The organism is Pseudomonas sp. AC070, from assembly GCF_979258635.1.
This window is the reverse complement of the sequence record NZ_OZ409871.1, coordinates 1,593,791-1,616,497: the sequence shown is the minus strand read 5'-3', so window position 1 is coordinate 1,616,497 and position 22,707 is coordinate 1,593,791. Positions and strand designations below refer to the sequence as shown.

The following is a 22,707-nucleotide window of genomic DNA, read 5'->3' as shown; positions in this document are numbered from 1 at the left end:
GCCGGTTATTTCACAAACTGAAATTCTGCATTGCCCGGCGTGGCGATTCTGCTCAACGGCCGGCGGGCGCAGCATGCCTGCACAGCGTCACATTCAGTCGACGCCCCTCCAGCGGAGTGCACCCCATGCCACAGCAGCCGATCACCCTTTACCACTTTCCCCTTTCCGGCCACGCCCACCGCGTGCAGCTGATGCTGTCGCTGATGAACCTGCCGACCGAGGTGGTGTTCGTCGACCTGGCCAAAGGCGCGCACAAGCAACCGGAATTTCTCAAGCTCAACCCGTTCGGCCAGGTGCCGGTGATCGACGACAACGGCACGGTGCTCGCCGACTCCAACGCCATTCTGGTGTACCTGGCGAAAACCTACGGCGAAGGCCGCTGGCTGAGTGAAGAACCGGCTGCCGCCGCGCGCGTGCAACGCTGGTTGTCGGTGGCCGCCGGGCAAGTGGCATTCGGGCCGGCAGCGGCGCGTCTGGTGACGGTATTCGGCGCCTCGTTCAATGCCGAGGAAGTGATCAACCGCGCCCACACGCTGTTCGCCATGATGGAACGGGAACTGGCCAATACCGCCTTCCTGGCTGGTGCCGAGCCGAGCATCGCCGATGTCGCGAACTACAGTTACATCGCCCATGCGCCAGAGGGCAACGTGTCGCTGGAGGCCTACCCCAACCTGCGCGCCTGGCTGGCACGGGTTGAAGCGCTGCCAGGCTTTGTGCCGATGCCGCCGACCGCCGCCGGCTTGCTCGCCAACTGATCGTCGCGCCCCGCTGCCGGTCAGCCCGGCAGCTCACAAGGAGGATCGCCCATGGAAACCTTGCCCAAACACCGCCGTTCGCCCTGGCATGATGGCGAACGCGTTCTGCAGCAGAAAGTGGGTGTGCTCGAGCGCATGGAAGTCGCCGGCCAGAAGTTTATTCGCGACTACATGCCCGACCAGCACCGCGAGTTTTACCAGCAGCTGCCGTTCATGATTGTCGGCGCCGTGGACGATGCCGGCCGACCCTGGGCGACCCTGCTCGAAGGCGAGCCTGGCTTTGCCCATTCCGCCGATGCCAAGCAACTGAGCCTGACCACCACGCTGGATCCGCAAGACCCCGCCGCCTCTGGCCTGCAGGCCGGCAACGCGCTGGGCCTGCTGGGCATTGAACTGCATACGCGGCGGCGCAACCGCATCAATGGCGTAATCACCCACGCCTCGGCGCAGCAACTGGATATCGCCGTGGAGCACGCCTTCGGCAACTGCCCGCAGTACATCCAACAGCGCGCCTACACCCGCGTTGCCGATGACGCGGCCGGCAAACCGGCACGTCAGGACTTCACCGCACTGGATGCCGACGCCACAGCCGTGATCACCAACGCCGACACCTTTTTCGTCGCCAGCTACGTGGTGCATGACGACGGTCAGCGCTCGGTGGATGTGTCGCACCGTGGCGGCCGGCCGGGGTTTATTCAGGTTCAAGGCAACCGCCTGACCATTCCCGACTACGCCGGAAATCTGCACTTCAACACCTTGGGCAACCTGCAAACCAACCCGCAAGCCGGGCTGCTGTTTGTCGACTTCACCACCGGCGATGTGCTGCAACTGAGCGGTCATACCGAACTGGTGCTGGAAAGCCCGCTGATCACCGCCTTTGAAGGCGCAGAACGGCTGTGGACCTTCGACGTGCAGCAGGTGGTGCGGCGCCCGGCAGCGCTGTCACTGCGCTGGCAGTTCCAGAGCTTCGCGCCCACCAGCCTGATGACCGGCACCTGGGCCGACGCCAACCAGCGCCTGCGCCAGACCGAAGCGCGTAAGCAATGGCACCCGTGGCGCATTACCCGTGTGGAACAGGAGAGCCACGACATTCGCTCGCTGTACTTGGAGGCCGTGGACGGCGGCGCCGTAAGTTTTCTGCCCGGCCAACATATTCCCGTGCGCTTGCACCTCGGCAATGGCGACAGCGTGGTGCGCACCTACAGCGTGTCCAGCGCGCCGGCCGATGGCCATGTGCGCATCAGCGTCAAAGCCCAGGGCCCGGCATCGCGGCATCTGCATGAGCAACTAAACCCCGGTGACGTGCTGGACATTCGCCACCCGCTCGGCAGCTTCACCTTGAAAACCGACACCGCGCGGCCGGTGGTGTTGATTGGCGCGGGCGTCGGCATTACGCCGCTGCTGTCCATGGCCCGCGAACTGGTCGCGCAGATCGACAGCGGGCAACGGCAACAGCCCGTGTTTCTCTTTCAAGGCGGTAGAAGCCTGGCCGACCTGCCGTTTCAGCAGGAACTGCAAGCCCTTCAACAGCGCGCCAATGGCCTGTTCCAGCACACGCGCGCCCTGAGCACTGCCGGCGAACAAGGGACGTTGGGCGTGGATTTTGAACTGGCCGGCAGGCTGAGCATTGCCCAGATTAAAGCCCGTTTGCCGCTCGACGATTACGACTTCTACCTCTGCGGCCCGGCGAGTTTTACCCAGGATATTTACGACGGCCTGCGCCAACTGAGCATCCCCGACGCGCGCATTCATGCCGAAGCGTTCGGCCCCTCAACCTTGCGCCGCCAGGGCGACGAGCAGCGCGCCACGCTCGTGCAACCGCCACCTGCCACCGCGCCTGTGCCGGTGTACTTTGCCAACTCCGCCAAAGAAGCACGCTGGACCCCGCAAAGCGGCACGCTGCTGGAACTGGCCGAAAGCCGTGGCCTGAACCCCGACTTCAGCTGCCGCGGTGGCTCATGCGGCACTTGCCGCACCCGGCGCATCAGCGGTCAGGTGCACTACCCCAACCCGCCCGCCCAATTGCCCGACGACGACATGGTGCTGATCTGCTGCGCCGTGCCGGCCGACAGCGAAAACGGCGTTCAGCCGCTGGTTCTGGACCTTTAAGGAGACGCGTGATGCGCACACTGACCTTCAACGACGCCGTGTCGCCATGGCACGATCCCAGCGAGGAACCCGCCGCGCTGCCCTGCACCAGCTCGGAACGCGAACTCAGCTACATGCTGCCGCAGCTTGTTTCGCCTTATGAATGCCAGACGCGGCCTTTCATCCCCGACGGACTGGCCCGCCTGCGCGAGTGGTTCGCCGGTATGTTCGCCCAGCGTTAACGCGTCGGCGCCTGGCCCTTTACCGTGGTGCGGAACATCTCGCGGCGCATACCGTGGTAATCGGAAATCGGCATATGCCAGGTACTGCGGTTATCCCAGATCGCCAAGGTGCCCTTGCGCCAGCGCATGCGGCAGGTGAAGGCCGGCGAGGTGGCGAGACTGAACAAATAATCCAGCAACGGCTGCGCTTCGGGCGGACGCAACCCTTTGATGCCCGAGGTGTAGGCCGGGTTGATAAACAACACCTGCTTGCCGGTTTCCGGGTGGCGCGTCACCAGCGGATGACTGCGCGCCTCGTGCGAGGCATCGCTGCCGTAGCGGATCTGCATGTTCTCCAGCAGCGCGTTGTGGTTGGCGTTTTTCCCGTAGGCGCGCTCCGGGCTGTGCTCGGCTTCCAGCGGCGCCAACAGCGCCTTCATGCCCGGCGACAGCCATTCATAAGCCAGCGCCAAATTGGCGAAACAGGTGTCGCCGCCGTAGGCCGGAATGTCGTGCCCGTACAGCAACGTGAAAGCGGGCGGGCATTCCTGAAACGTCCAGTCCGTATGCCAGGCGCCGCCAAACACGAACGGCGCTTTTTCGTCCGCCTCTTTCACCACATGCACCACGTGGGGATGGTCTTCCATGCACGTGACGTAAGGCTCGCGGCCGAACTCACCGAACTGCTGCGTCACCCGTTCGAGGTCGCTGACGCTTAGCGATTGGCCATGAACAAACAGCACCTTGTGAGTGAGCAGTGCCTGGCGTAACTCGGCAAAACCGTGCGGGTTGAGGGCGCGTAAATCCAGCCCTTCCACATCGGCGCCCAACGCGCCGGTAGTGGGCGTCGCGCTGAAATGTTCATAACGGCCCGGTGGATTGCTGCTGGGTAGCGTGTAGATGAATTCGCTCATTTTTTGTTGTTCTCGCTGCGATCAGGTGGCCCCAGCATGAGACGGCGAAGCAGGCGGCTCCATGATCATTCCTGCCATTTCATGATGAACACTGCCAGCGGTTGGACTATAAGAAATGCCATAACAACAAGAGGGTCGCCCCATGAACTGGCGCCAACACCGCACCCTGACCGGCGTGCGTTACCTGCTCGACACCGCCCAGGCCGAAGGGCTGGACGCCAACAGTTGCCTGAAAGGCAGCGCCATCCGCCTGGCCGACGTGCACACCAGCACCGCCCAGATCGAAGCCTGGCAAGAACTCGCCGTCATCCGGAACCTGCTCGAACACTGCGACCGCCCCGGGCTGGGCTTTCTCGCCGGCCAGCGCTACCACCTAACCTCACTCGGCCTGCTCGGCTTCACCATGCTCGCCAGCCGCACCCTGCTCGAAGCCTTCGCCTCCTTCAGCCGCTTCCAACTGATGGCACTCACCCTCTGCCCCACCCGCCTGGAACGCGACCGCCGCGGCATGTGGCTGCTGTTCGACTCCAGCGTATTGCCCCGCGACACCTGCGCCTTCGTCGTCGAACGCGGCCTGGCCGGCTCGCTGCAAATCACCAGCGAACTGCTCAAACGCCAAGCCACCCCCCTGGCCGTGGAAATGACTGCCAGCGGCGCCGTACCGCACAGCGCGTTCCCTTACGGCGTGAGCGTGTCGACCGAGCGCGACGGCATTCTGTTCTCCACCCAGGAACTGCAAAGCCCCCTGCCCCAAGCCCACATCGACGCCCAGCTACAGGGCGAACAATGGTGCCAAGCGCAATGCCAGGAAATCGCCCACCCACAAACCAACGGCCCCACGGCCGGCCAAGTCCAAACCATTCTCATGGCCCACCCCGACACCCTGCTCGCCTGCCACACCGTCGCCGAACGCCTAGGGCTTTCTGAACGCACCTTGCATAGACGTTTGGCCAGTGAAGGGCACTCGTTTCAGCGACTGAACGAACAAATAAAAAAGCGCCTGGCCAAACGGCTACTGAGCGAATCGCGGCTGGACGTGAACGCTGTGGCGCAGCGATTGGGGTACGCGGAAGCCGCGAGTTTTTCACGGGCGTTTAGTCGGTGGACCGGGTATTCGCCGGGATATTGGCAGCGCGTGGGTGGGGGGAATTGAGGGTTGTGTTTCGGGGCGATTGTTGTTTTGAGGAATCGCGGCTAAAGCCGCTCCTACAGGGATCGGTGATCGACTTTGAGAGCTGCTGGGCGGCGTTGCGATTGGCCGAGATTAGTTTTGTTCGAATACGCGGATTCCAAACCAAGACGCTGCGCCGTAGGAGCTAGCTTGCTAGCGAACCCTGCAAACGAAATTAGAGAATTGCTGTTCCAGGGTTCGCCACCAAGGTGGCTCCTACAAAAGCAGCGGCGACAGCCTGTAGGAGCGGCTGGGCGGCATCCCGATTAGCCGCGATTGGCCGAGCCTGCAAAGATTTAGAAAAAAGAAATAGATTTATTATTCGGCTGTAAATTAGAGCTGCTTAATAAATCTGTCCCCTTTCCTCCTCGGGTATCAGGGGCTGCATCCTGCCCCAATTGTGGCGCATCCATGGTGCGTCGGACGGCGCACAAGGGGGAGCGCGCTGGGGGGAGTTCTGGGGGTGCTCTCGATATCCTTCCTGTAAAGGAACAAGAAGTTGAAGTGGGTGTATAGAGGGCTCGATTTAGCTGCATAAGCCTCTCAGAGTGTTGCTGAGAGCTATGTGTGTATTTCGCTCCTCGTCACCGGTTTCTCCACTCGATTACGCGGAGTACTGGGGGCTTTCTTCCCGCCCTCAGCAAACTGAGAGACGAGACCCTCTCTTTGTGGCTAGGCAATCGAATCAATATCCAAAAGGTAGGGGGCTCCCACAGTGTGCCCTCCCGTAATGGCTGCTATCGCCCGCTCATCATCGTCGGCTGCTGGCGGGGCCATTGCCAGCTGTTCCTGGGCTGAGTTCTCCACATGAGCTTTCCAACGAGGCAAATCGTCCTCAATCAGTTCGGGCAGTCCCGCGAACAAACCATACACATCGGCCTCACTGATACGGTCATCCCGTAATTTGCCCAGTCGCGTCCGCGTGGTTTCTATGTTGTCGTATTCTTGTTGAAGAGCGGCCTTCTCCGCTGCTTTCGTATATCTGTCAGAGCTTGCAGCCAGGCGGCTCTCTAAGGTGAGCAATTGCCGCTTGGCATTCTTTAATGCCTCATCCACCTGGTTAAACTCATCGTCAGTCACCAACGAGCAATTAGAATCCAGAGCTTCCTGCCAGCGGCGCAGGCTGGCCCAACAGTTTGGAATGTAGCTGACGACCATTTTGTGGTCGGCATTATCAATTACTTGTCGCAAGAATGAGCCGCGGTCTGGTAGGCCGTCGGTTGCCTTTAGCGCTTTGGCACAGCCGTGGTCTTTGATGGTGCTGCAACCTGGCTTCCAGAGGATCGAGGACTTCACGCCTGCATTAAAGTAGACCGGCATAAAGTGTCGCAGTTTGCCGTGGTGAGTGTAGGGCTCGCCGAGGATGTTTATCATGCCCAACACAAACCATGACACCCCGACAGTTGGGTTCACCACCGTCACGACACCCTGTGCGATGTACTCCCGCTTGGTGGACGTATTCATCCATGTCGATGGAACACTTGGCACCGGGTCGTTGTGGTTGACTATGCGATGGTGAATCAGGGGCTTAGCCCCTTCAACGAAGACTTTGTCTCCGGCCCGTGGGGCGCCGTAGGTGTAAAGCACAATGTCATAATTGAAATCCGGTCGACGTCGGAGCATTTCAGACACTATCAGCGCAATTGCGCCGCCCAGGCTGTGACCAGTAATGACCAGCTTTTGCCCGATGTAAAATCTGTCCAGATAGCTGACTGCAAAATCATAGGCTACCTTGGCCGCGCCATAAAATCCGTTATGCACCTTGCCAGGTCCTTGCTCAAAGGGCACCTGAGTCGCATCCATGTCGCGCAGCACATCAGCCCCTCCAGCGGTACCCCGTATCGAGATCAAAATCAGCGTCTCATGATGGGTAATGAAGGCTTGGGTATCGGTGCCCTCGTCAGTTGCACTGTCGTCAAAGCAGTGAATACTGGCCGGGTTTTCCTGTTTTTTACCCAGGCTTGGGCTATTAACTTCTGAGTACAGTTCTGGATCGAAGGGCACCACCTCCAGGCGTTTGGAGTACGGCACCTCCTCATACAACGGGTAATACGCCTTTTCCCCCGCCTGCACCGCGTCCACCTGCCAAAGCTCGTCAAATTTTGGCAAAGAGTCACCAAACCAGTTACCGATGCTCGGCTGCAAGGGAAAGCTTACTGTGTCGGTTTCTACCGGATGGAACCTGGGTTGCTGAGCAAAGTCGCTATAACTCAGCGTCGACATCAGCGCCAGTTGGTAGAGGTTGAGCGCGCAGAAATCATTGCTTGGCGATAGCATTGGGCGCAGGGCGCGCAGTGGACGCACCTCCAGCAAGGTGTGCCGGTTCGGCATCAGGGCGACGCCTCGTGGTGTGCGTGCAGGCGGCGCAAACCCCAGCTCCGCCATGGCCAAATCATTTGGCGTGACGACAACGTTCTTCCCGCCATCCAGAAACCCGGTCTGCTGAGTTTTTGAGTTCTTTGCTTGACGTGGCTGCCGAAACAACGAAAAAACATGGGAGTTTGGGGGGGCGCTACGTTTAACCAGCGACGGCAAGTGCGCGTAAAACTCTACCAGTTCACGTACCTCAACCTGATAGTAGCTGTCGTCTTTGCCTCTGGCGGGATTGGAGTGAGTCCTTACACCTGATTTATGCCGAAAGCGAGTTTTTTCGGCCCGCACCTGGAGTTCGGTAATAGGCAGCGGGTAGTGATCTCTTCCACTTAAAACTGTGTAGGTTTTCTCGTTTCCCTGATAGGGCTGATTCAGCTTGAGCACCACTGGGCCACAATAGTGGTTATCCACTTTGCCGGAGCCAGTGGCGTCCAGCTTGCCGGTGTAGACGACGTTTTCGTAATCGGTGACCTCATAGGCCAAACCGGCATAGGGTTTGCCGTCACCCAGTTCATCCACCAATTGAAAACTGGTCGAGTGCCCGCGTAACGGGCAGGTATGAATACGACCGTCAAAGGACGGTTTGTCGCCGTCTTTCAGGGGAACAACACTCATGGGGTCACTTCCTTGTTTTCGGTGCAGCCGGGATAAATGCTGCAGTTGCGACCATCGGGCATTTTGAAAGTGCTGAAGTCTTTGTAATTGCCATAGCAAAAGGCATATTGGTCTTCAAAATTGTCACCCATACAACGTTTCCAGCCACCGGGCACCTTGACCCAGGTGTCCTTCATATAAGGTCTTTCCTCGTCAGCCAGCTTGATCTTCAGCTTCACAGTTTTGCCCGGTAGTTGATCGAGGGTGTACGCGGCAAACGGACGCCCTTTGGTGACATTGCCCTGGGCGTCGGTGCTTTTGCAGTAGAGGATTTTTACAATGCGACGCAAGCCTCCCGAGGTTCGGAAAAACCACTGACACTGCCCGGAAAATTGGCTTTCACCGGCAGCATTGAAGGTGCCCTTGTCGTGAGCGTCGAGAGATTCACTGAAAGCGATATACCCGGAATCACGGCTAAAATCGCCTCGATCTTTCCCATATGCCGCGTTGATCTCAAGCTCTATGCCGTTCAGCATCAACTCGCAGCCTTTACGGGTGCGGTGTATTTCTATCTGTGCATCAGGTTTATATTCAGTTCGCCATTCGCGATTGAACTGCGGTTTTAAGTTGTCACGTTTGCCCAGGTTGCAAGATTGGCCCCAGACGGGCACGTAAGTCACCGTCGCCACATAGGCAAAGCCCGGTGGCAAGTCAGCGGTAAAGGTAAAGGTGTCGGACTTCCCGGGGGCTGAGCAGCCTACGCTCAGGGCGAGGCAACTGCCGAGAATTAAACCGTGAATGACGCGTTTCATACGGGGGCATCTCCCTGCCAATACAGCGTTTCCTGATAAACCCGGTCAAAGTGTGTGGCGTCCAGCTTGCCGGTGTAGACGACGTCTTCGTAATCGGTGACCTCATAGGCCAAACCGGCATAGGGTTTGCCGTCACCCAGTTCATCCACCAATTGAAAACTGGTCGAGTGCCCGCGTAACGGGCAGGTATGAATACGACCGTCAAAGGACGGTTTGTCGCCGTCTTTCAGGGGAACAACACTCATGGGGTCACTTCCTTGTTTTCGGTGCAGCCGGGATAAATGCTGCAGTTGCGACCATCGGGCATTTTGAAAGTGCTGAAGTCTTTGTAATTGCCATAGCAAAAGGCATATTGGTCTTCAAAATTGTCACCCATACAACGTTTCCAGCCACCGGGCACCTTGACCCAGGTGTCCTTCATATAAGGTCTTTCCTCATCAGCCAGCTTGATCTTCAGCTTCACAGTTTTGCCCGGCAGTTGATCAAGGGTGTACGCGGCGAGAGGCTTGCCTCGCGTAACGTTGCCCTGGGCATCGGTGTTTTTGCAGTAGAGGATTTTGGTTATGTAGCGCTTTGGGCCAATCGTGCGGAAAAACCACTGACACTGCCCGGAAAATTGGCTTTCACCGGCAGCATTGAAGGTGCCCTTGTCGTGAGCGTCGAGAGATTCACTGAAAGCGATATACCCGGAGTCACCACTGAAATCACTTCGATCCTTGCCATAACGAGCATTGATATCGAGATCAATGCTGTTCAGCACTAGTTCGCAGCCCTTGCGGGTCCGGTGTATTTCAATCTGCGCATCAGGCTTGTATTCAGTCCGCCATTCGCGATTGAACTGCGGTTTTAAGTTGTCACGTTTGCCCAGGTTGCAAGATTGGCCCCAGACGGGCACGTAAGTCACCGTCGCCACATAGGCAAAGCCCGGTGGCAAGTCAGCGGTAAAGGTAAAGGTGTCGGACTTCCCGGGGGCTGAGCAGCCTACGCTCAGGGCGAGGCAACTGCCGAGAATTAAACCGTGAATGACGCGTTTCATACGGGCGCATCTCCCTGCCAATACAGCGTTTCCTGATAAACCCGGTCAAAGTGTATCGCCGGGGTTTCGTTTGGCTGGGGCAGCCAGGTTTTTGGTGGGGCGTAATCCGACGCCTGCAAGCTATGCATCAGCAAAAAATGAATGCTGTCGGGTTCTTGCCAGCCCCAGGTGTACGCCAGGTCGAGCTGGCCGCGTAGCCAAGTATCAATGTCTTGCTGCTGGGCCAGGTTGAGCAACTGATCGGTGTGTTCGCGGACTAGGTAACGGCGCGTATTGTCGAACTGTATGCTCTTGAATATGGCTTCTGGCGTAGGGATATGGCACCAGGCGGGGTCTGTCGGCAGGGGGTGAACACCGGGATTAGGGTTATCGGTGACAGTCCATTGCTCAGCCTGCCAGTAACACACGCTGGTCATGAGGCCGAGGTAGTCCGCACGCTGCTCGGGTTGCAGATAGGCCAGTGCACGCCCAAGTACGCGGTTATCGTGAAAGCGATAAAGCGCTTGGTTCGGTCGCTCACCCGTCACCAGACGGTTTTGCCAATGGAGGGCCAACGCATCAAGGTCTGAGCTTGCGGCGCTGGCAAGCCAGCCCCAGTGACGGTCAGGTGTATTGAGCATTACCTGAAGGGCCGGATGCTCTACCGCGTCCAAGTGAAAGAGGTAGGGTGCAACGTTCGCCAATGAGTCAGCAGGTGTACCAATATACAAGTTGCGGTACTGGTCTACTCCAAGTTCGCTGGCCAACGCATTGCGTTCGTCGAGTTGGCCATCAGAGTCCAACACCAAGTAAAGGTGTCGTCCCTGCTTGGTTTGCTCCTGTAGCCATTGCTCAAGCGTATTCATGCACTCTCTCCAATACTGCATAGGCGGTCGCGACAGGCCTCGTAGAGCGGGCAGTAGTCCGCCGCTTGCTGCTTGGCGGCGGTCAAGATGGACAGCGGATTGGCGATAGTCGCCAGTGGTGCGCTGACCAGTGCCTGTGCGGCTTGAAGCGAAGGAACACCTGCTACGGGCGCACCTCCCTGGACGATGGGCACGCTACTGAAAATTCCGCCTGCGCTGATGACAATGTGTTGACCACCTGCCTGGAGCGTCAAACTCATTCCGGCATTGATCACCACGTTGGCGGCGGAGACATGGACTTGTGTACCGGCCTGAATCACCAGCGTACCGTCTGCTGTAGTGCTGCTGTTACCGGTGATGCTGATCAGTTCGGTACCACCGATCAGAGTGTTACGCAGACCTTGGGTGGTGTGCAGTTCGTCACCCCTGATCAAGCTGGAACTGTTGCCCTGCCCGGCTACTTCCGTATAGCCCTTGAGCTGGCTTTGGTTGCCGCCGGTGACTTCGTTGAGGATCAGGTTCGCGGCACGACCGTTGAGGTTGCTGTTGCCGAGAATGACGCCGCCCAGTTGGGTTTCGTTGAACGCAGCGGTGCCGTTGTTGAGGATCAGGCCGTTCTGGCCGACGTTGTAGTCGGTGAATTTGTTATGGGACAAACCGCTGGCGTTGGGGGTGGCGATGTTGATGATCGGCACGCCGTTAGCCGCTTGGGTGATGGCAGCGTTGCCTGCGGCGTTGGGGTCGAGGGTGAGTTCAGCTGCGGTGCTGACGAGGGGATTGAGGAACAAGACGCCCGCGAGCAGGCGGGCGATTGAGCGGAAGAGCGGACTGGTTACGTCCATGTGGGCGTCTCGTTCGGCAGCTGTTGAGGGCTGCAAAACTACGGCGCGCAAGCGGGGGTAGCTGCCGGTCGGGACCGGAGGTGCCGTGTGACGGGGCGGAAAAAAGCTGGGGTTTGTTCGCTGTTAGAGGCCCTTCTTCTTTAGGCGGGCGCGGGATCGTCGTTTTCAGGGATCGCGGCTAAAGCCGCTCCTACAGGGATCGGTGATCCCCTGTGAGGGCGGCTGGGCGGCGCTGCGATTAGCCGTAGCGCTTGGCTCCCCTCTCCCGCCCTTCGGGCACCCGCTCCCGCATGCGGGCGAGGGGATTGGTCGGCCACCGCGTTTCAGCTTTGCTCCGTTCTCAATATTTCCCCACCGCATTAAAGAACCAGCCCTGGCTGCGATAGGACAAGTCGGTCAAGTCGTCGCTGAAGTCGCTGAAGTTGTAGCCCACGCCGGCTTTGAAGTGGTTGCCGAAGTGGCGGTATACGCCCACCAGCATGCCGGTGCGGCTGTCTTCGGCGGCGAATTCGTCGCGGCGGCGGACTTCGGCCATCAGGTCCCATTTTTTCACGACGTGCCAGTCCACTCGCGCGGCAACCAGTTGCCCACGGCTGTCGAACCAGTCGGCAGAGGTGTCGCGGCTCATGCGCAGTTCGCTCAGGCGGTAGGCGTATTTGCCGCCCACGCTCCAGCGTTCGGTCAGGTCGTAGATGCCGTCGATGGCGAATACGTGGCTGCGCTGGGCGTAGTCCACGGACGTGCCGGTGGCGGTCGACACTTGGTCGGGCGGCGGCAGGTCGGCCAGGTAGGTGTATTTGGTCAGCAGGTTGAGCTTGTCGTTGAACACCGGGCGGTAGGCGTAGCCCAAAGACGCTTCGACGAAGTCGCCGTTGAAGTAGTCGCCACGGTCGGAGTTGCCAACGGAGAAGTCCAACTTGCCGATAAAGCGCCAGTCCGGGTTGACCTTGTAGCTGATGTTGTTGCGCATCAGCCACACGCTGAGGTCTTGCACGTCGCTGCTGTCTTCGCGGTATTCCAGGCGGCTGGCGTAGCGCAAGTCGCCGTTGCTGTAGCCCACCTTGCCGCCAATGGCGCGGCGTTTGAGGGCGTAGTCGGTCTCTTCGTTGAAGGTGCCGAATTCGGTGGTTACGCCGTAGCTCCAGTGGTCGTCCGGGGCGAAGTCCAGGCCGTAGCCTTGAATCACGCCGGCCTGGTCACCGTGTTGCACGCGCTGTTCGGCGTACACGCTGGTGGTGTCGGTCCAGCGCGAACGGGCGCCGGAGACGAACTGGCCGGTGCGGCCGCTGCTGTCCAGGCCGCTGCGGCTGGCGAAACCGTCGTCGCTGCGGTCGCTGTCCAGTTGATAGTTGAGGTAGACGTTAGTGCGGTCCGAGGCGTCGTAGCCCACGCCCGCTTTGGCGCCCAGGCCCAGGTTGCCGCCGGACAATTCGCCGTTCAGCGACGTGCGTTCGTTCAGGCGATAGTCGCCGCCCACGCCGAGGCGGTTGTTGGCTTGACGGGTGCCGTCGCGGGTCACGGTGCCCTGGCCAAAGCCGTACACCGACCAGTCTTCCTGGGCGTGGTAAAGGGCCTGGAACAGCGCGTCGTTGCGCTCGCCTTCGTCGTAGTTGCCGTTGTCGTAACCGGCGTAGGTGCCGGTGTACAGGTTGCGGTAGGCACCGCCGTAGGTTTGCCGGTCGTTGCGCATGCCGCCCGACAAACGCCAGGCGTCGCTGAAGTCGTAGGCCAGTTGCGCTTCGGCGGCGCGGCGCGAACGGCCGCCGTCTTCGTCGGTTTCGTCGGCTTTAACGGTCACTTCGGTTTTTTCGTTCAGCGGCGCGGTGTAGCTACCGCCCACCTGATCGGTGGCCAGCTCGGACAAGCGCCCCGGTGCCGAGAAGCCGGCGTCGCGGTTTTCGAAGTAGAAGGTGCCGCGCCCTTCGGCGTCGTCAACCACGTCTTTCAAGTCGAACGCGGTTTCCACCCGGTTGGCGCGAGCGCGGGAGTCGGTGCCGGCCACTTGCTGGCCAAAGCCGAAACCGCCGTCGTAGGAGAAGCGCTGGTCGAGGCTGTCGCCTTCGCTTTGGGCCGATTCCAGTTTCAGCCAGGTGCCCTCGCTGTGGCGCAGCAACAGGTCGCCGCCGCCGAGGGTCTGGTCTTCGCGGCCAGTCTGTTCTTGCATGCTGCCCGTTACGCCGACGCGCACGTTGTCGTTTACCCAGTAGGCGGCGCGACCACCGTAAGCCAGGTCGTCGAGCTGTTCCAGGCCCGGCGAGTATTCGTAGCCGACCACCAGGAACACCGGGTTGCCGGACAGGCTGCCGCCGGAGCGGATCAGCGTGCTGCCATCGGCGGTGGCCGACAGCGGCTGGGTGAGGATGACCCGGCCTTGCAGCGCGTTCACGTCATAGTCGATGCCGGCGGAAAGGTCCTGGCTATGCAGCACTAGCCCGGAGTCTTTGTCGCGCACTTCGATGCGTACGCGCTCGCTGCCTTCGGTGAGGTCTTGGTGACGCAGGTAGTACAACGAACCCCCGGTGCCACGGAAGTCTTCACGGGCCGAGGCGGTGCCGGGTTCGGCGGCGAAGCCTTCGATCTGCGCGCGGCGTTCGCCAAAGGCGGTGAAGGCATCGTCGCGGTAGCGCACTTGCGCACCGTAGAGGCTGCGGTCGATCTGGGTCAGTTCGGTGTCGCGAATCTGCTCGCGGAAGTTACCCCACATGGCATGGGACTTCTCATCCTCGACTTTCACGTAGAACTTGCCACGGGTTGGCGCGTCTTCGATCAGCGTCGAGTCGTCGCCGAAGGTGGCCCAGCCTTTGTCCGAGTCGGAGGTCATGCGGCGCAGGAATTCGCGCGGGTCTTTGTCGTTGAAATTGCTGAACAGGCTATCGGCGGGCGCCTCGCCTGTGTCCACGCTGCCGGTTACGGTGTATTTATCGTCCACCTTGCCTTTGGTGTAGAACGCCAGGCGGCCGTCGGCGTAGAGCTTGTCGTCGTAGTAGCGGTCTTCCTGAGTGACCACGCGGGCCGGGCCACTGGTGTCTTGCTGGCCGACGGTGAAGTCGGCGATGGCCACGGTGAACCAGTCGTCTTGCGGCAGGCGCAGGTCGCGGCGGTAGATGCGGCCTTTGCCCTGGTCATCGAGCACGGCCACTTCCACGGTGTGCAAACCGCGCGGAATGATCTGCGCGCTGGCAAAGGTGCCATTGCTGTCGACCGGCACCGGGCGGCCCATGACGAACACGTGCTGGCCGTCTTTTACCTGCTTGCCGTTGAGCGTAACGGTGCCGCCGGCCACTGGAATGTTATGGCGCTGCAAACGGTTGCCGCCGTAGCCGGCCAACAGGTCGGCAGCCACGTCTTCGGGTTTTTCCTTGGGCAACTCGCCACGGCTCACGGCCAACAACTGCGTGCTGGTTTCGTCGAAACGACCGGCTTCGTCGTACACACGCAGTTCGTAGTAAACGTGTTCCGGTGTGCCTTCGGGCGGCGTCCAGGTGCCGTTCAGTTCCGGGTCCAGAGCCACGGTCTCAAGCAGTTGCGGCTCGTCGAACAGGCGACGCTTGCCGAGAATGCGCACCTCGGCACGTTTGATCCAATGCAGGTAGTTGCTGTAGCCGCTGAAGGTCATCGGCTCGCCGATACGCGCCACCCGCGCGCCAGACACCAGGTTCAGGCGCGGCTTGGCCGACAGGTTGTCGAAGCGCACTTGCAGCAGGTCGTGCGCCAGGGCCACGTCAACGCAGCGCTGCGTGTCGGCGCTGCCGGGCTGGGTGCCGTCTTGCGGCTGGCCGTCGACGCTGATGCTAAACGGCGTGACGGCTGCCTTCGCCACGCTGCCCGGCGCGCAGGCTTGCGGTTTGGCTGGCGTGCTGACGAGCGCTTCGTCGTACCAGATTTCCACTTCCACGCGGCGGTTCAGGGTCCACGCCTGAGGGCTGTCGCCGGTGATCAGCGGCTGAGTGGCGCCGCGGCTGTCGAGCTGAATTTGCTCGGGTTTGAGTTTCAGGCGCTCACGAAACACCTCGGCCACTTCACGGGCGCGCTGCAAGCCAAGGCCTTGGTTGTCTTGGTAGATGGCCTGGCTGCGTTGCGACAACTGCTGCGGGTCGGTGTGGCCGACCAGGCGCACGCGCAGGTTGCGTTTGCCGACCAGATGGTCGAGGTGTTTTTGCAGGGCGTCGCTGTCGCGTTCCGGCACGGCCGAACGGCCCGAGGCGAAACGCACTACAGGCAAGCCTTCACGGAGCACCACGGCGCTGACGGTTTCGTCGCTGACGTTTACCACCTGATCGCGGTCGCCCAGGGCACCGTCGAGTTGCCAGAGAATCAGTTTCTCGCGCGGCAATTCGCGCTCGGCGTTGGCCGGCAGTGCCGGCAAACCACCCGGTGTGAACGGCCGGCTCTGCACCAGCGATTCATCTTCCATCGCCCCGCGTGGCCCATGCAGGCCGCAGCCTTTGTTCAGGGCACATTGTTTGCCATCCACTTGCTCGGCCACGGCCAGCGCCAAGGGGTTCAGGGTCAAGGCGGCGATGCCGCATACCCACAATTTACGCATGCTCATCGGATCACCTCCACGCTATCAGTCGCCGGTACGATTTCTTCCTCCAGTTGCAGGTCGTAGCAGCAGTCGTGGGGCTCCCAATGGGCTTTGATCCAGTCCTTCACATAGTCGACACGGGCACGGGCATCGCTCACTTCACCGTCTACCGGCATGCGGTAGGCGATACGCAGAATCGAGGGCTGTGCGTACAGCAATGGCAGTACTTCATCGAGCCGCGCCAGGTACTGCGCGGTCAGTTTGTTGCTGGCGTCGAAGGCCTCGCTGTTGAGGTCCAGACGCACCACGCGGTGCACGCTGGCGCCGAAGTTGGCTTTCACCAGACGGCCTTGGGTCATGCGCACGACGCGCGGGTTTTCGGTGGTGATGCGGTAGCCGGTTGGCAGGGTGCGTTCGTCTACTTTCAGAATGAAGTTGCTGCCACGCATCTCGCTCGGCACGTCGGCGCAGGCGATGTGGTAACGGCCGAATTCATCGGTGGTAATCAGCCAGCCTTTCGGGGTGGCCAGGCGCACGCCAGGAATGCCGGGCTCGCCTTCGTCCTGGTAACCGTTGCGGTTTTTGTCGTCGAACACTTTGCCGATCAGGTCGGAGCAGTCGAACGTCGGGTCGGCCACCACGCGCACGCTGGCGGTGGCGACGTTGGATACCCGGGCGTTGGCCGACAGGTTCAGAGCCCATGTCTGGTTCACGTATTCGTTGAAGCCCACGCCGGAACCGACCACCAGCAGCACCTTGATGGTCACCACCTGGCCGCCGTTGAGGGTGCGAGCCGGCCAGCGCAGGCGCCGCCCTTCCACTTCCGGTTCAGTCGGAACGCCGTCCACTTGCGCGGAGTTTTTGATGTATTTGAAGCCCGGCGGAATCTGGTCTTCGATGGCGATGTTGGCCAGCGCGCTGGACAGCGTGTTACGCGCGGTCAGCACATAGGGCACCAGCTCGCCACGGCTGACGTTCACTTTTGGCGTGTTCTTGGTCATCACAATGGCGCCGCCCAGAATCGGGTCGAGCGGAATGTGGTTGTTGATCACGTCATCGGAACTGCCGCTCAGGCGGAAGGCCAAGTAGTACTGGGTGGTGCCGCTGCCCACCGGCAGGCCGGCAGCCGAGGCCGGGCATGCGGCCGGGTTGTGGGCAGGAATGCCAGGGCCGGGGGCCGTGGCGCCGTTTTGTACCAGCGTCGGTGCGCCGTTGTTGGTGGCGACCAAGGTGGCCTGGCAGCTCGGAATCAATGCCGAAGGCTGTTGCAGGTAGCCCGCCGGTGGCGTTACTTCCAGTTGGTAGTTACCGGCCGGTGCGGCCGGGGTCAGGAAGAACTGGTAGAAGCCGTCGCTGCCGGTGCTCTGCACGGCGCTGGCGTTGCCGCCCACCAGGTGCACGGCAGGGTTGAAGCCGCTCGGGCCGATGATGCGCACCACGGCGCCGCCGACCGGCTCGCGGGTCACGGCGTCGTAGACCACGCCGGACGGATCGACCGGCAGGTTCTGTTCAACGATTTGCGCGCCGCCAGTTACCACGATATCGATGGTGCGGTTGGCCGGGTTCACCGTGCCGTTCACCGCGCCGTTCGGGTCTTGCGCCACCGGCGTGCCATACGGCGCGCGGCTCACGGGGTGGAAGAACGACAGGCTGTAGGCGCCCGGCAACAAGGTCAGTTGGTAGGAACCATCGTTGGCCGTGGTCGCGGTGGCGAGCACCTGACCGCCAGCGTTGCGCGCCTCTACCAGCCAGCCTTCGAGGCCACGCTCGTTGGCGTTTTGTTGCTCGTCGCGGCTGACCGATTCAAACCACACCTTGCCCGACACGCTGGCACTGGTGGCTGCGCCGTCGCGCTCGCCGAACAGGTAGCCGACCACATCGGCGCCGTTGATTTGCGCGGTGCTGATGGCATCGCTGCCCACGCCGCCAGGCGCACCACCGCCGCTGCCGGCGGTGTCGCGGCCATCCTGATAGGCCGCAGGTTGGGTTTCGTTGACGCGGTAGGTGCCGTTGGGCAAACCGTCGAAGTGATAGGTGCCATCGGCCGCCGTCACGGTGGTGCAGGCGCTCAGGGGCAGCAGGGTGCCGCAAATGGCGGTGCCGTCTGCGGTGGTGCCACTAAGGGTGACGGTCACGCCGGGAATGCCCTGCTCGTCTGGCTCGCGGCTGCCGTTGTCGTTGTTGTCCAGGTACACCAGACCCGACAGGCTGAAGCCGGTTTCGGCGAAGTCATAGGCGGTGCCGTCTTCATCGGGCGCTACCACAATGCCGCTGATGCGGTCGCTGCCGCCGGGGTTGTTGGTCGCGGTGCCGCCCAGGCTGCCGGCGTGTTCGCGGCCGTCGGCGAAGGCGTTCAGCGGCGCGCTGTTGTTGGCTTGCTGGGTCAGGGTGTAGCCGCTGGCATCGCTGGCCGGCAGGGTGAACAGGTAGGCGCCGGTGGCGTCGGTTTGTACGGTGCAGGTGGTTTGCACGGTGCACACTTCCACGCCATTCAAGGTGTTGCCAGCCAGGCTGATGCTCACGCCCTGAATGCCCTTTTCGCCCGCTTCGCAAATGCCGTTGTCGTTAGCGTCTACGCACACGCGGCCGGCCAGGCTGGCGCTCACCAACTCGCCAAACAGGTAGCCGGTGGCGGCTTCTTCGCGGCCCAGGGCGATGGCGCGCACTTCGTCGGTGCTGCCGGTTTGCAGATGTGTGCCGCCGGCGGTGCCAACGGTGTCGCGACCATCGAAGTAGCCGGTGGGCAGCACTTCGGTGATGGTGTAGCCCGCCGCGTCAGCCGAGTTCAGGTTGTCGAACAGGAAGCTGCCGTTGGCGATGGTCTGTACGGTTACGTCTACCGCATTGCCGTAGGCGTCGTTACCGGTCAGGCGCACGGCGGCGTTGGGAATCGGGTTTTCGCCCGCGCCAAAGGCGCCGTCGTTGTTGCCGTCGACGAACACCGTGCCGGCGATGCTGGATTTGATCACCCGCACGGTGCCGCAGGCACTGACGTTGTTGCCCGACACCGGGTCGATCTGGTCGGTGGTAGCGGTGGCGCAGGTTTGCGCGGTGCCGCCAGTGGGGTAGCTGATAAAGCGAACGGGCGCGGTGACGATGGGCTTGGCGCCCGCTGTCACGGTGCCGAAATTGCACGCCAGGGCCTGGCCGGTGACGGTGCAGGTGCCGCTGGTGTTATCCACCGTGTTGGTCCAGGTCACTGGCGAGCCGCTGATGTATTCCATCTCGGACGGCAGCGTGCTGCTGAGGTCGGTTTGCCCGGAGGTGCCCGGCCCGTTGTTGTCCACTTCGAAGCGCCAGTTGAACGGCTCGCGCACTTCCACCGGGCCTTGGTTCGGCACGGTGATGGCGATGTCGGAACGCACGCGGATGGTGGTGGTTTCGGTGTCGGCGTCGTCGGCCGGGTTGGTGTCGTTTTCGTTGGTGAACACCTGCGCGCGGGTGCTGACGGTGTAGCCGCTGGTGTCCGGAATGGTCAGAGCGCGGAAGGTCAGGTAGCGCGAAATGCTGGCACCGGTGGCCAGCTGCGCATCGCTGCCGGTGAATACGCAGTTCACGGTCATGGTCGCCGGGCCGGTAACGCTGCTGCCCACTTGGTCGCAAATGCCCAGGTCGGCGCCGCCTGCTGCCGTGGCGATGCCGTTGAAGCGCACGGTTTTGCCGGCCGGTGGCGTCATGGCGTAGCTGAAGCGCAAACCGGTGGCCAGCGACGGGCCCTGGTTGGTGATGCGCGCCAGGTAGTCAATGTCGTTGTTGGCGTTGTTGCCGCCACTGGTGGGGTCAAAACCCAGCGGGTCGGGGCCGGCTGGCGCGTTGTCGTTGGTGACGATCAACACGTTAAGCGCGGCGTTGCTGACGGTCAGGCTGGCGGTGGCGAAGTTGCCCTGGGTGCCACGGGTGGCGGAGGCGTCGGTGCCGATATCGCCGGTTACGCCGGTCAGGTCTTCAGCGGTGGTGGTGCTGTATACGCGCGCCTGGTTGGTTAGCGTCGCGCTGCCTTGCGAACCGCTTTGCCAGTTGGGGCGCACCACCACGCTGATGGTGCGTTGCTCGCCCGAGGGCAAGGTGAAGTTGCTGCACGTAAGCGTTTGCGTGCCGGCGGTGCTGTACGAGGTGTTGGCAGTCAGGCCCGAGCAAGTGCCGCCGCCCGTGGCGCTGGCAGAAATGAAGGTGAAGCCCGGCGCGCCGTTGCCAATCAGGAAGTCATCTTTGACCACCACGTTCTGCGCGGTGCTTGGGCCGACGTTGCGGAAGGTCAGGGTGTAGGTGGCGTTGGTGCCCGCCTCCAACGTGGTGGGCGTCACCACTTTGGACACCATGTTCAGGTCGGCAATCGGCTGAATGCGTACATCCACCGAGGCCACGTTGTTGCTGCGGTCCGGATCGCCCTGGCTGGTGGAATACACCGAGGCCTGGTTGGTGAAATCGCCATCGTTGAGGGCGCGACTCATCGGGATGGTCACGGTGAGGGTGTCGCCGGTTTTCAGCACACCGCCGTTCTGGTCACAGCTCAGCAGGCCAGTGCCGTTTACGGTGCAGGGGAAGGTGGCGGTCGAACCGTTAGTGTTGCTGACCGTTGAAGTGATCGTGCCCACCACGGTGCCGGTGCGGTAGGCCGGCAGTTGGTCGCGCACTTGCAGGTTTATCGCGTCAATGGCGTTGCTATTGCTGTCGCCCAGGTTGCGCACCACCAAGCTGTAGGTCAGCGTGTTTTCGGTGTTGAGCAAGGTGACGCGGTTGCCCGGCGCCGTGGTGGTGTTGGACGGCGTGCTCACCGACTTGGCGATGGCCAGGTCCACCGATGCAGTGGCCGCCGTGGCGGTGACCGACGCGGAGATCACGCCGATGCTGTTCCATTGGCCGGGGTGGGCGATGGTGGCGGAGTTGCTCAGCACGCCGGCCTGTTCGGCGCGGGTGATGATCACCAACGGGTTGTTGTCGGCGTTGCGCACAGGAACCGGTGCGGTGTTGGTGCACACCACGGAGGTGCGGCCGGCGCTTGGCACGCCCGGTTGCGCGGTGCAATTCCAGGGGCCGCTGGCGCTGACGAAGGTTTCCTGGTTGTCGTTGAGCACGTCAGTCAGCGTTACGGTGCCGGTCTGCGCGGCGTACGGACCCTGCACGTTGGTCACGCGCAAGGTGCTGGTCATGTTGGTGCCGATGGCCACCGGGTTCGGGGCTTTGGTTTTGGTGAAGGCCAGGTCCACGGCGTTGCCGGGGCTGACCAGCAGAGGACGGGTGGCCGTGTTGTTGCTCGGCACCGGATCAACCGGGCCGGCCGCGCCGCCGGTGATCACCGCGCGGTTGTCGTTCGGGCCGCTGTAGGAGGTCGGCGTGGCGTCGTTCGGCGCGGTGGCCGTTACGGTAATGGTGTTGCTGCGCCCGCTGGCGTAGCTGCCGGCGAACGGGCAGGTCAGCAGTTGGCCGCTCCAGGTGCAGGCGCCCCACCCTGCACCGCTTGGCGTGGCAGTGCCGGGGGTGAAACCGGCCGGCAGTTGGAAGGTGACGTCAAGGCCATCGGTGGCTGGGCTCGGGCCGGCGTTAACGGCGGTGAGCACGTAGGTCACGGTTTCGCCCGGTTCAACGGGAGACGGCGACGGCACGGCCTGGGTGATTTGCAGATCGGCACCAGGGCTGACGCTGACGCTGGCGCTGCTGCTGTTGTTGTTGCCGTTCGGGTCGGCGGTGGCAGAACTGATGCTGCCGCTCACCGACACGTTGCCGCTGGTGACCGAACCGGCCAGGCGCGTAATAAACGACAACGCAGGGTAAGCGCTGCCCGAGGCCAGGCTGATGGAACGGGTACAGGTCAGCAATTGGCCGCTGGCGGCGCAGCTCCAACCGCTGCCCGAGGCAGACTGGTAGCTGAGCGTGGCCGGCAAGGTGGTGGTAAAAATCTGGTTGCTGGCGGCATCCGGGCCGGCGTTGTTGCCGTTGACGGTCCAGGTGATATCGCTGCCACCCGGAGCGCTGGCCGGGCCGGTGACCACGGCCGACAAGTCGGCACCGTTGTTAATGGTGGCGCTACAGGTTTGCTGGTTGTTGGCCGGGTTCGGGTCGGTGTCGCCCGCGCCTGCGGTGAACACGGCGTTGCTGCTGATGCTCGGGCCGGTGGGCGCCGAGGTGCGCAGTTGCAAGCGCACGGTGCCGCTGGAGGCGCCGGCAAGCGTTGGAAATGCGCAGGTCACTTCGCCAGGCGTGGCGCCGTCATGGGTACAGCCGGCCGAGGCCGAACCCGGCACATAGCTGGCGGTGGCCGGCAACGGAATACGAATGGACGCACCGCTGGCAGCTGACGACGAGCCGTTCTCGTAGTTCAGGTCGACGGTGACCACGCCACCGCGAATGCCGGGGTTGGGGCTGGTCAAACATTGCGTCAGGCTCAAATCGGTGGTGGCCGCCTGCGCGGTTCCCGCCAGTGTCCAGACAGTTGCCAACACGGCGCCGTATAAGCGCTTCCTGCGAATCAAACCCGACACAACGCGACTCTCCCTATGGTGCCAAACGCGCCCTCTGCGCTTTGCAAAG

13 protein-coding genes are annotated in these 22,707 nt (G+C 61.9%); 4 read left to right on the top strand and 9 right to left on the bottom strand.

What is annotated here, in order from left to right; genetic code table 11:
* Window positions 1-125: 125 nt before the first annotated feature.
* From ACZZ0Q_RS07255 to ACZZ0Q_RS07245, 3 genes are read left to right on the top strand one after another with little or no spacing between them, the layout of a single operon-like run.
* Window positions 126-755 (top strand): glutathione S-transferase, encoded by a 630-nt coding sequence (locus ACZZ0Q_RS07255; RefSeq protein ID WP_122493714.1) that lies wholly within the window; start codon window positions 126-128, stop codon window positions 753-755.
* A 51-nt stretch (window positions 756-806) separates the two neighbouring features.
* A complete protein-coding gene (locus ACZZ0Q_RS07250) occupies window positions 807-2,864 on the top strand; it encodes a pyridoxamine 5'-phosphate oxidase family protein (RefSeq protein WP_463539565.1) in 2,058 nt (685 codons plus the stop codon).
* A gap of 11 nt (window positions 2,865-2,875) precedes the next feature.
* Window positions 2,876-3,085, top strand: coding sequence for a hypothetical protein (locus ACZZ0Q_RS07245; protein ID WP_463539566.1), 210 nt, complete (start codon window positions 2,876-2,878; stop codon window positions 3,083-3,085).
* Here ACZZ0Q_RS07245 and ACZZ0Q_RS07240 read toward each other — a convergent pair.
* Window positions 3,082-3,978: a TauD/TfdA dioxygenase family protein gene (locus ACZZ0Q_RS07240; RefSeq protein ID WP_463539567.1), complete on the bottom strand. Its 897-nt coding sequence runs from the start codon at window positions 3,976-3,978 to the stop codon at window positions 3,082-3,084. The two genes, ACZZ0Q_RS07245 and ACZZ0Q_RS07240, sit on opposite strands and share 4 nt — an antisense overlap.
* A 142-nt stretch (window positions 3,979-4,120) precedes the next feature.
* Between ACZZ0Q_RS07240 and ACZZ0Q_RS07235 the strand changes: the two genes are divergently transcribed.
* A complete protein-coding gene (locus ACZZ0Q_RS07235) occupies window positions 4,121-5,131 on the top strand; it encodes an AraC family transcriptional regulator (RefSeq protein WP_463560413.1) in 1,011 nt (336 codons plus the stop codon).
* Window positions 5,132-5,821: 690 nt separating this feature from the next.
* Here ACZZ0Q_RS07235 and ACZZ0Q_RS07230 read toward each other — a convergent pair.
* From ACZZ0Q_RS07230 to ACZZ0Q_RS07195, 8 genes are all read right to left on the bottom strand, one after another.
* Window positions 5,822-8,137 (bottom strand): lipase family protein, encoded by a 2,316-nt coding sequence (locus ACZZ0Q_RS07230; RefSeq protein ID WP_463560411.1) that lies wholly within the window; start codon window positions 8,135-8,137, stop codon window positions 5,822-5,824.
* Window positions 8,134-8,928: a hypothetical protein gene (locus ACZZ0Q_RS07225; protein WP_463560410.1), complete on the bottom strand. Its 795-nt coding sequence runs from the start codon at window positions 8,926-8,928 to the stop codon at window positions 8,134-8,136. Before ACZZ0Q_RS07225 ends, ACZZ0Q_RS07230 begins: the two co-directional genes overlap by 4 nt.
* Window positions 8,925-9,173, bottom strand: a complete 249-nt coding sequence (locus ACZZ0Q_RS07220; protein WP_463539570.1) for a hypothetical protein — start codon at window positions 9,171-9,173, stop codon at window positions 8,925-8,927. Before ACZZ0Q_RS07220 ends, ACZZ0Q_RS07225 begins: the two co-directional genes overlap by 4 nt.
* Window positions 9,170-9,964, bottom strand: a complete 795-nt coding sequence (locus tag ACZZ0Q_RS07215; protein ID WP_463560408.1) for a hypothetical protein — start codon at window positions 9,962-9,964, stop codon at window positions 9,170-9,172. Before ACZZ0Q_RS07215 ends, ACZZ0Q_RS07220 begins: the two co-directional genes overlap by 4 nt.
* A complete protein-coding gene (locus ACZZ0Q_RS07210) occupies window positions 9,961-10,809 on the bottom strand; it encodes a DUF4123 domain-containing protein (protein WP_463560406.1) in 849 nt (282 codons plus the stop codon). The genes ACZZ0Q_RS07215 and ACZZ0Q_RS07210 overlap by 4 nt, the downstream gene beginning before the upstream one ends.
* Window positions 10,806-11,651 (bottom strand): two-partner secretion domain-containing protein, encoded by an 846-nt coding sequence (locus ACZZ0Q_RS07205; RefSeq protein WP_463539574.1) that lies wholly within the window; start codon window positions 11,649-11,651, stop codon window positions 10,806-10,808. The genes ACZZ0Q_RS07210 and ACZZ0Q_RS07205 overlap by 4 nt, the downstream gene beginning before the upstream one ends.
* A gap of 340 nt (window positions 11,652-11,991) precedes the next feature.
* Window positions 11,992-16,203, bottom strand: a complete 4,212-nt coding sequence (locus tag ACZZ0Q_RS07200; RefSeq protein WP_463539575.1) for an OmpA family protein — start codon at window positions 16,201-16,203, stop codon at window positions 11,992-11,994.
* Entirely contained in the window at window positions 16,200-22,658 is a 6,459-nt protein-coding gene (locus tag ACZZ0Q_RS07195; RefSeq protein WP_463539576.1) for an SdrD B-like domain-containing protein, read from the bottom strand. Before ACZZ0Q_RS07195 ends, ACZZ0Q_RS07200 begins: the two co-directional genes overlap by 4 nt.
* Between the last annotated feature and the right edge of the window lie 49 nt (window positions 22,659-22,707).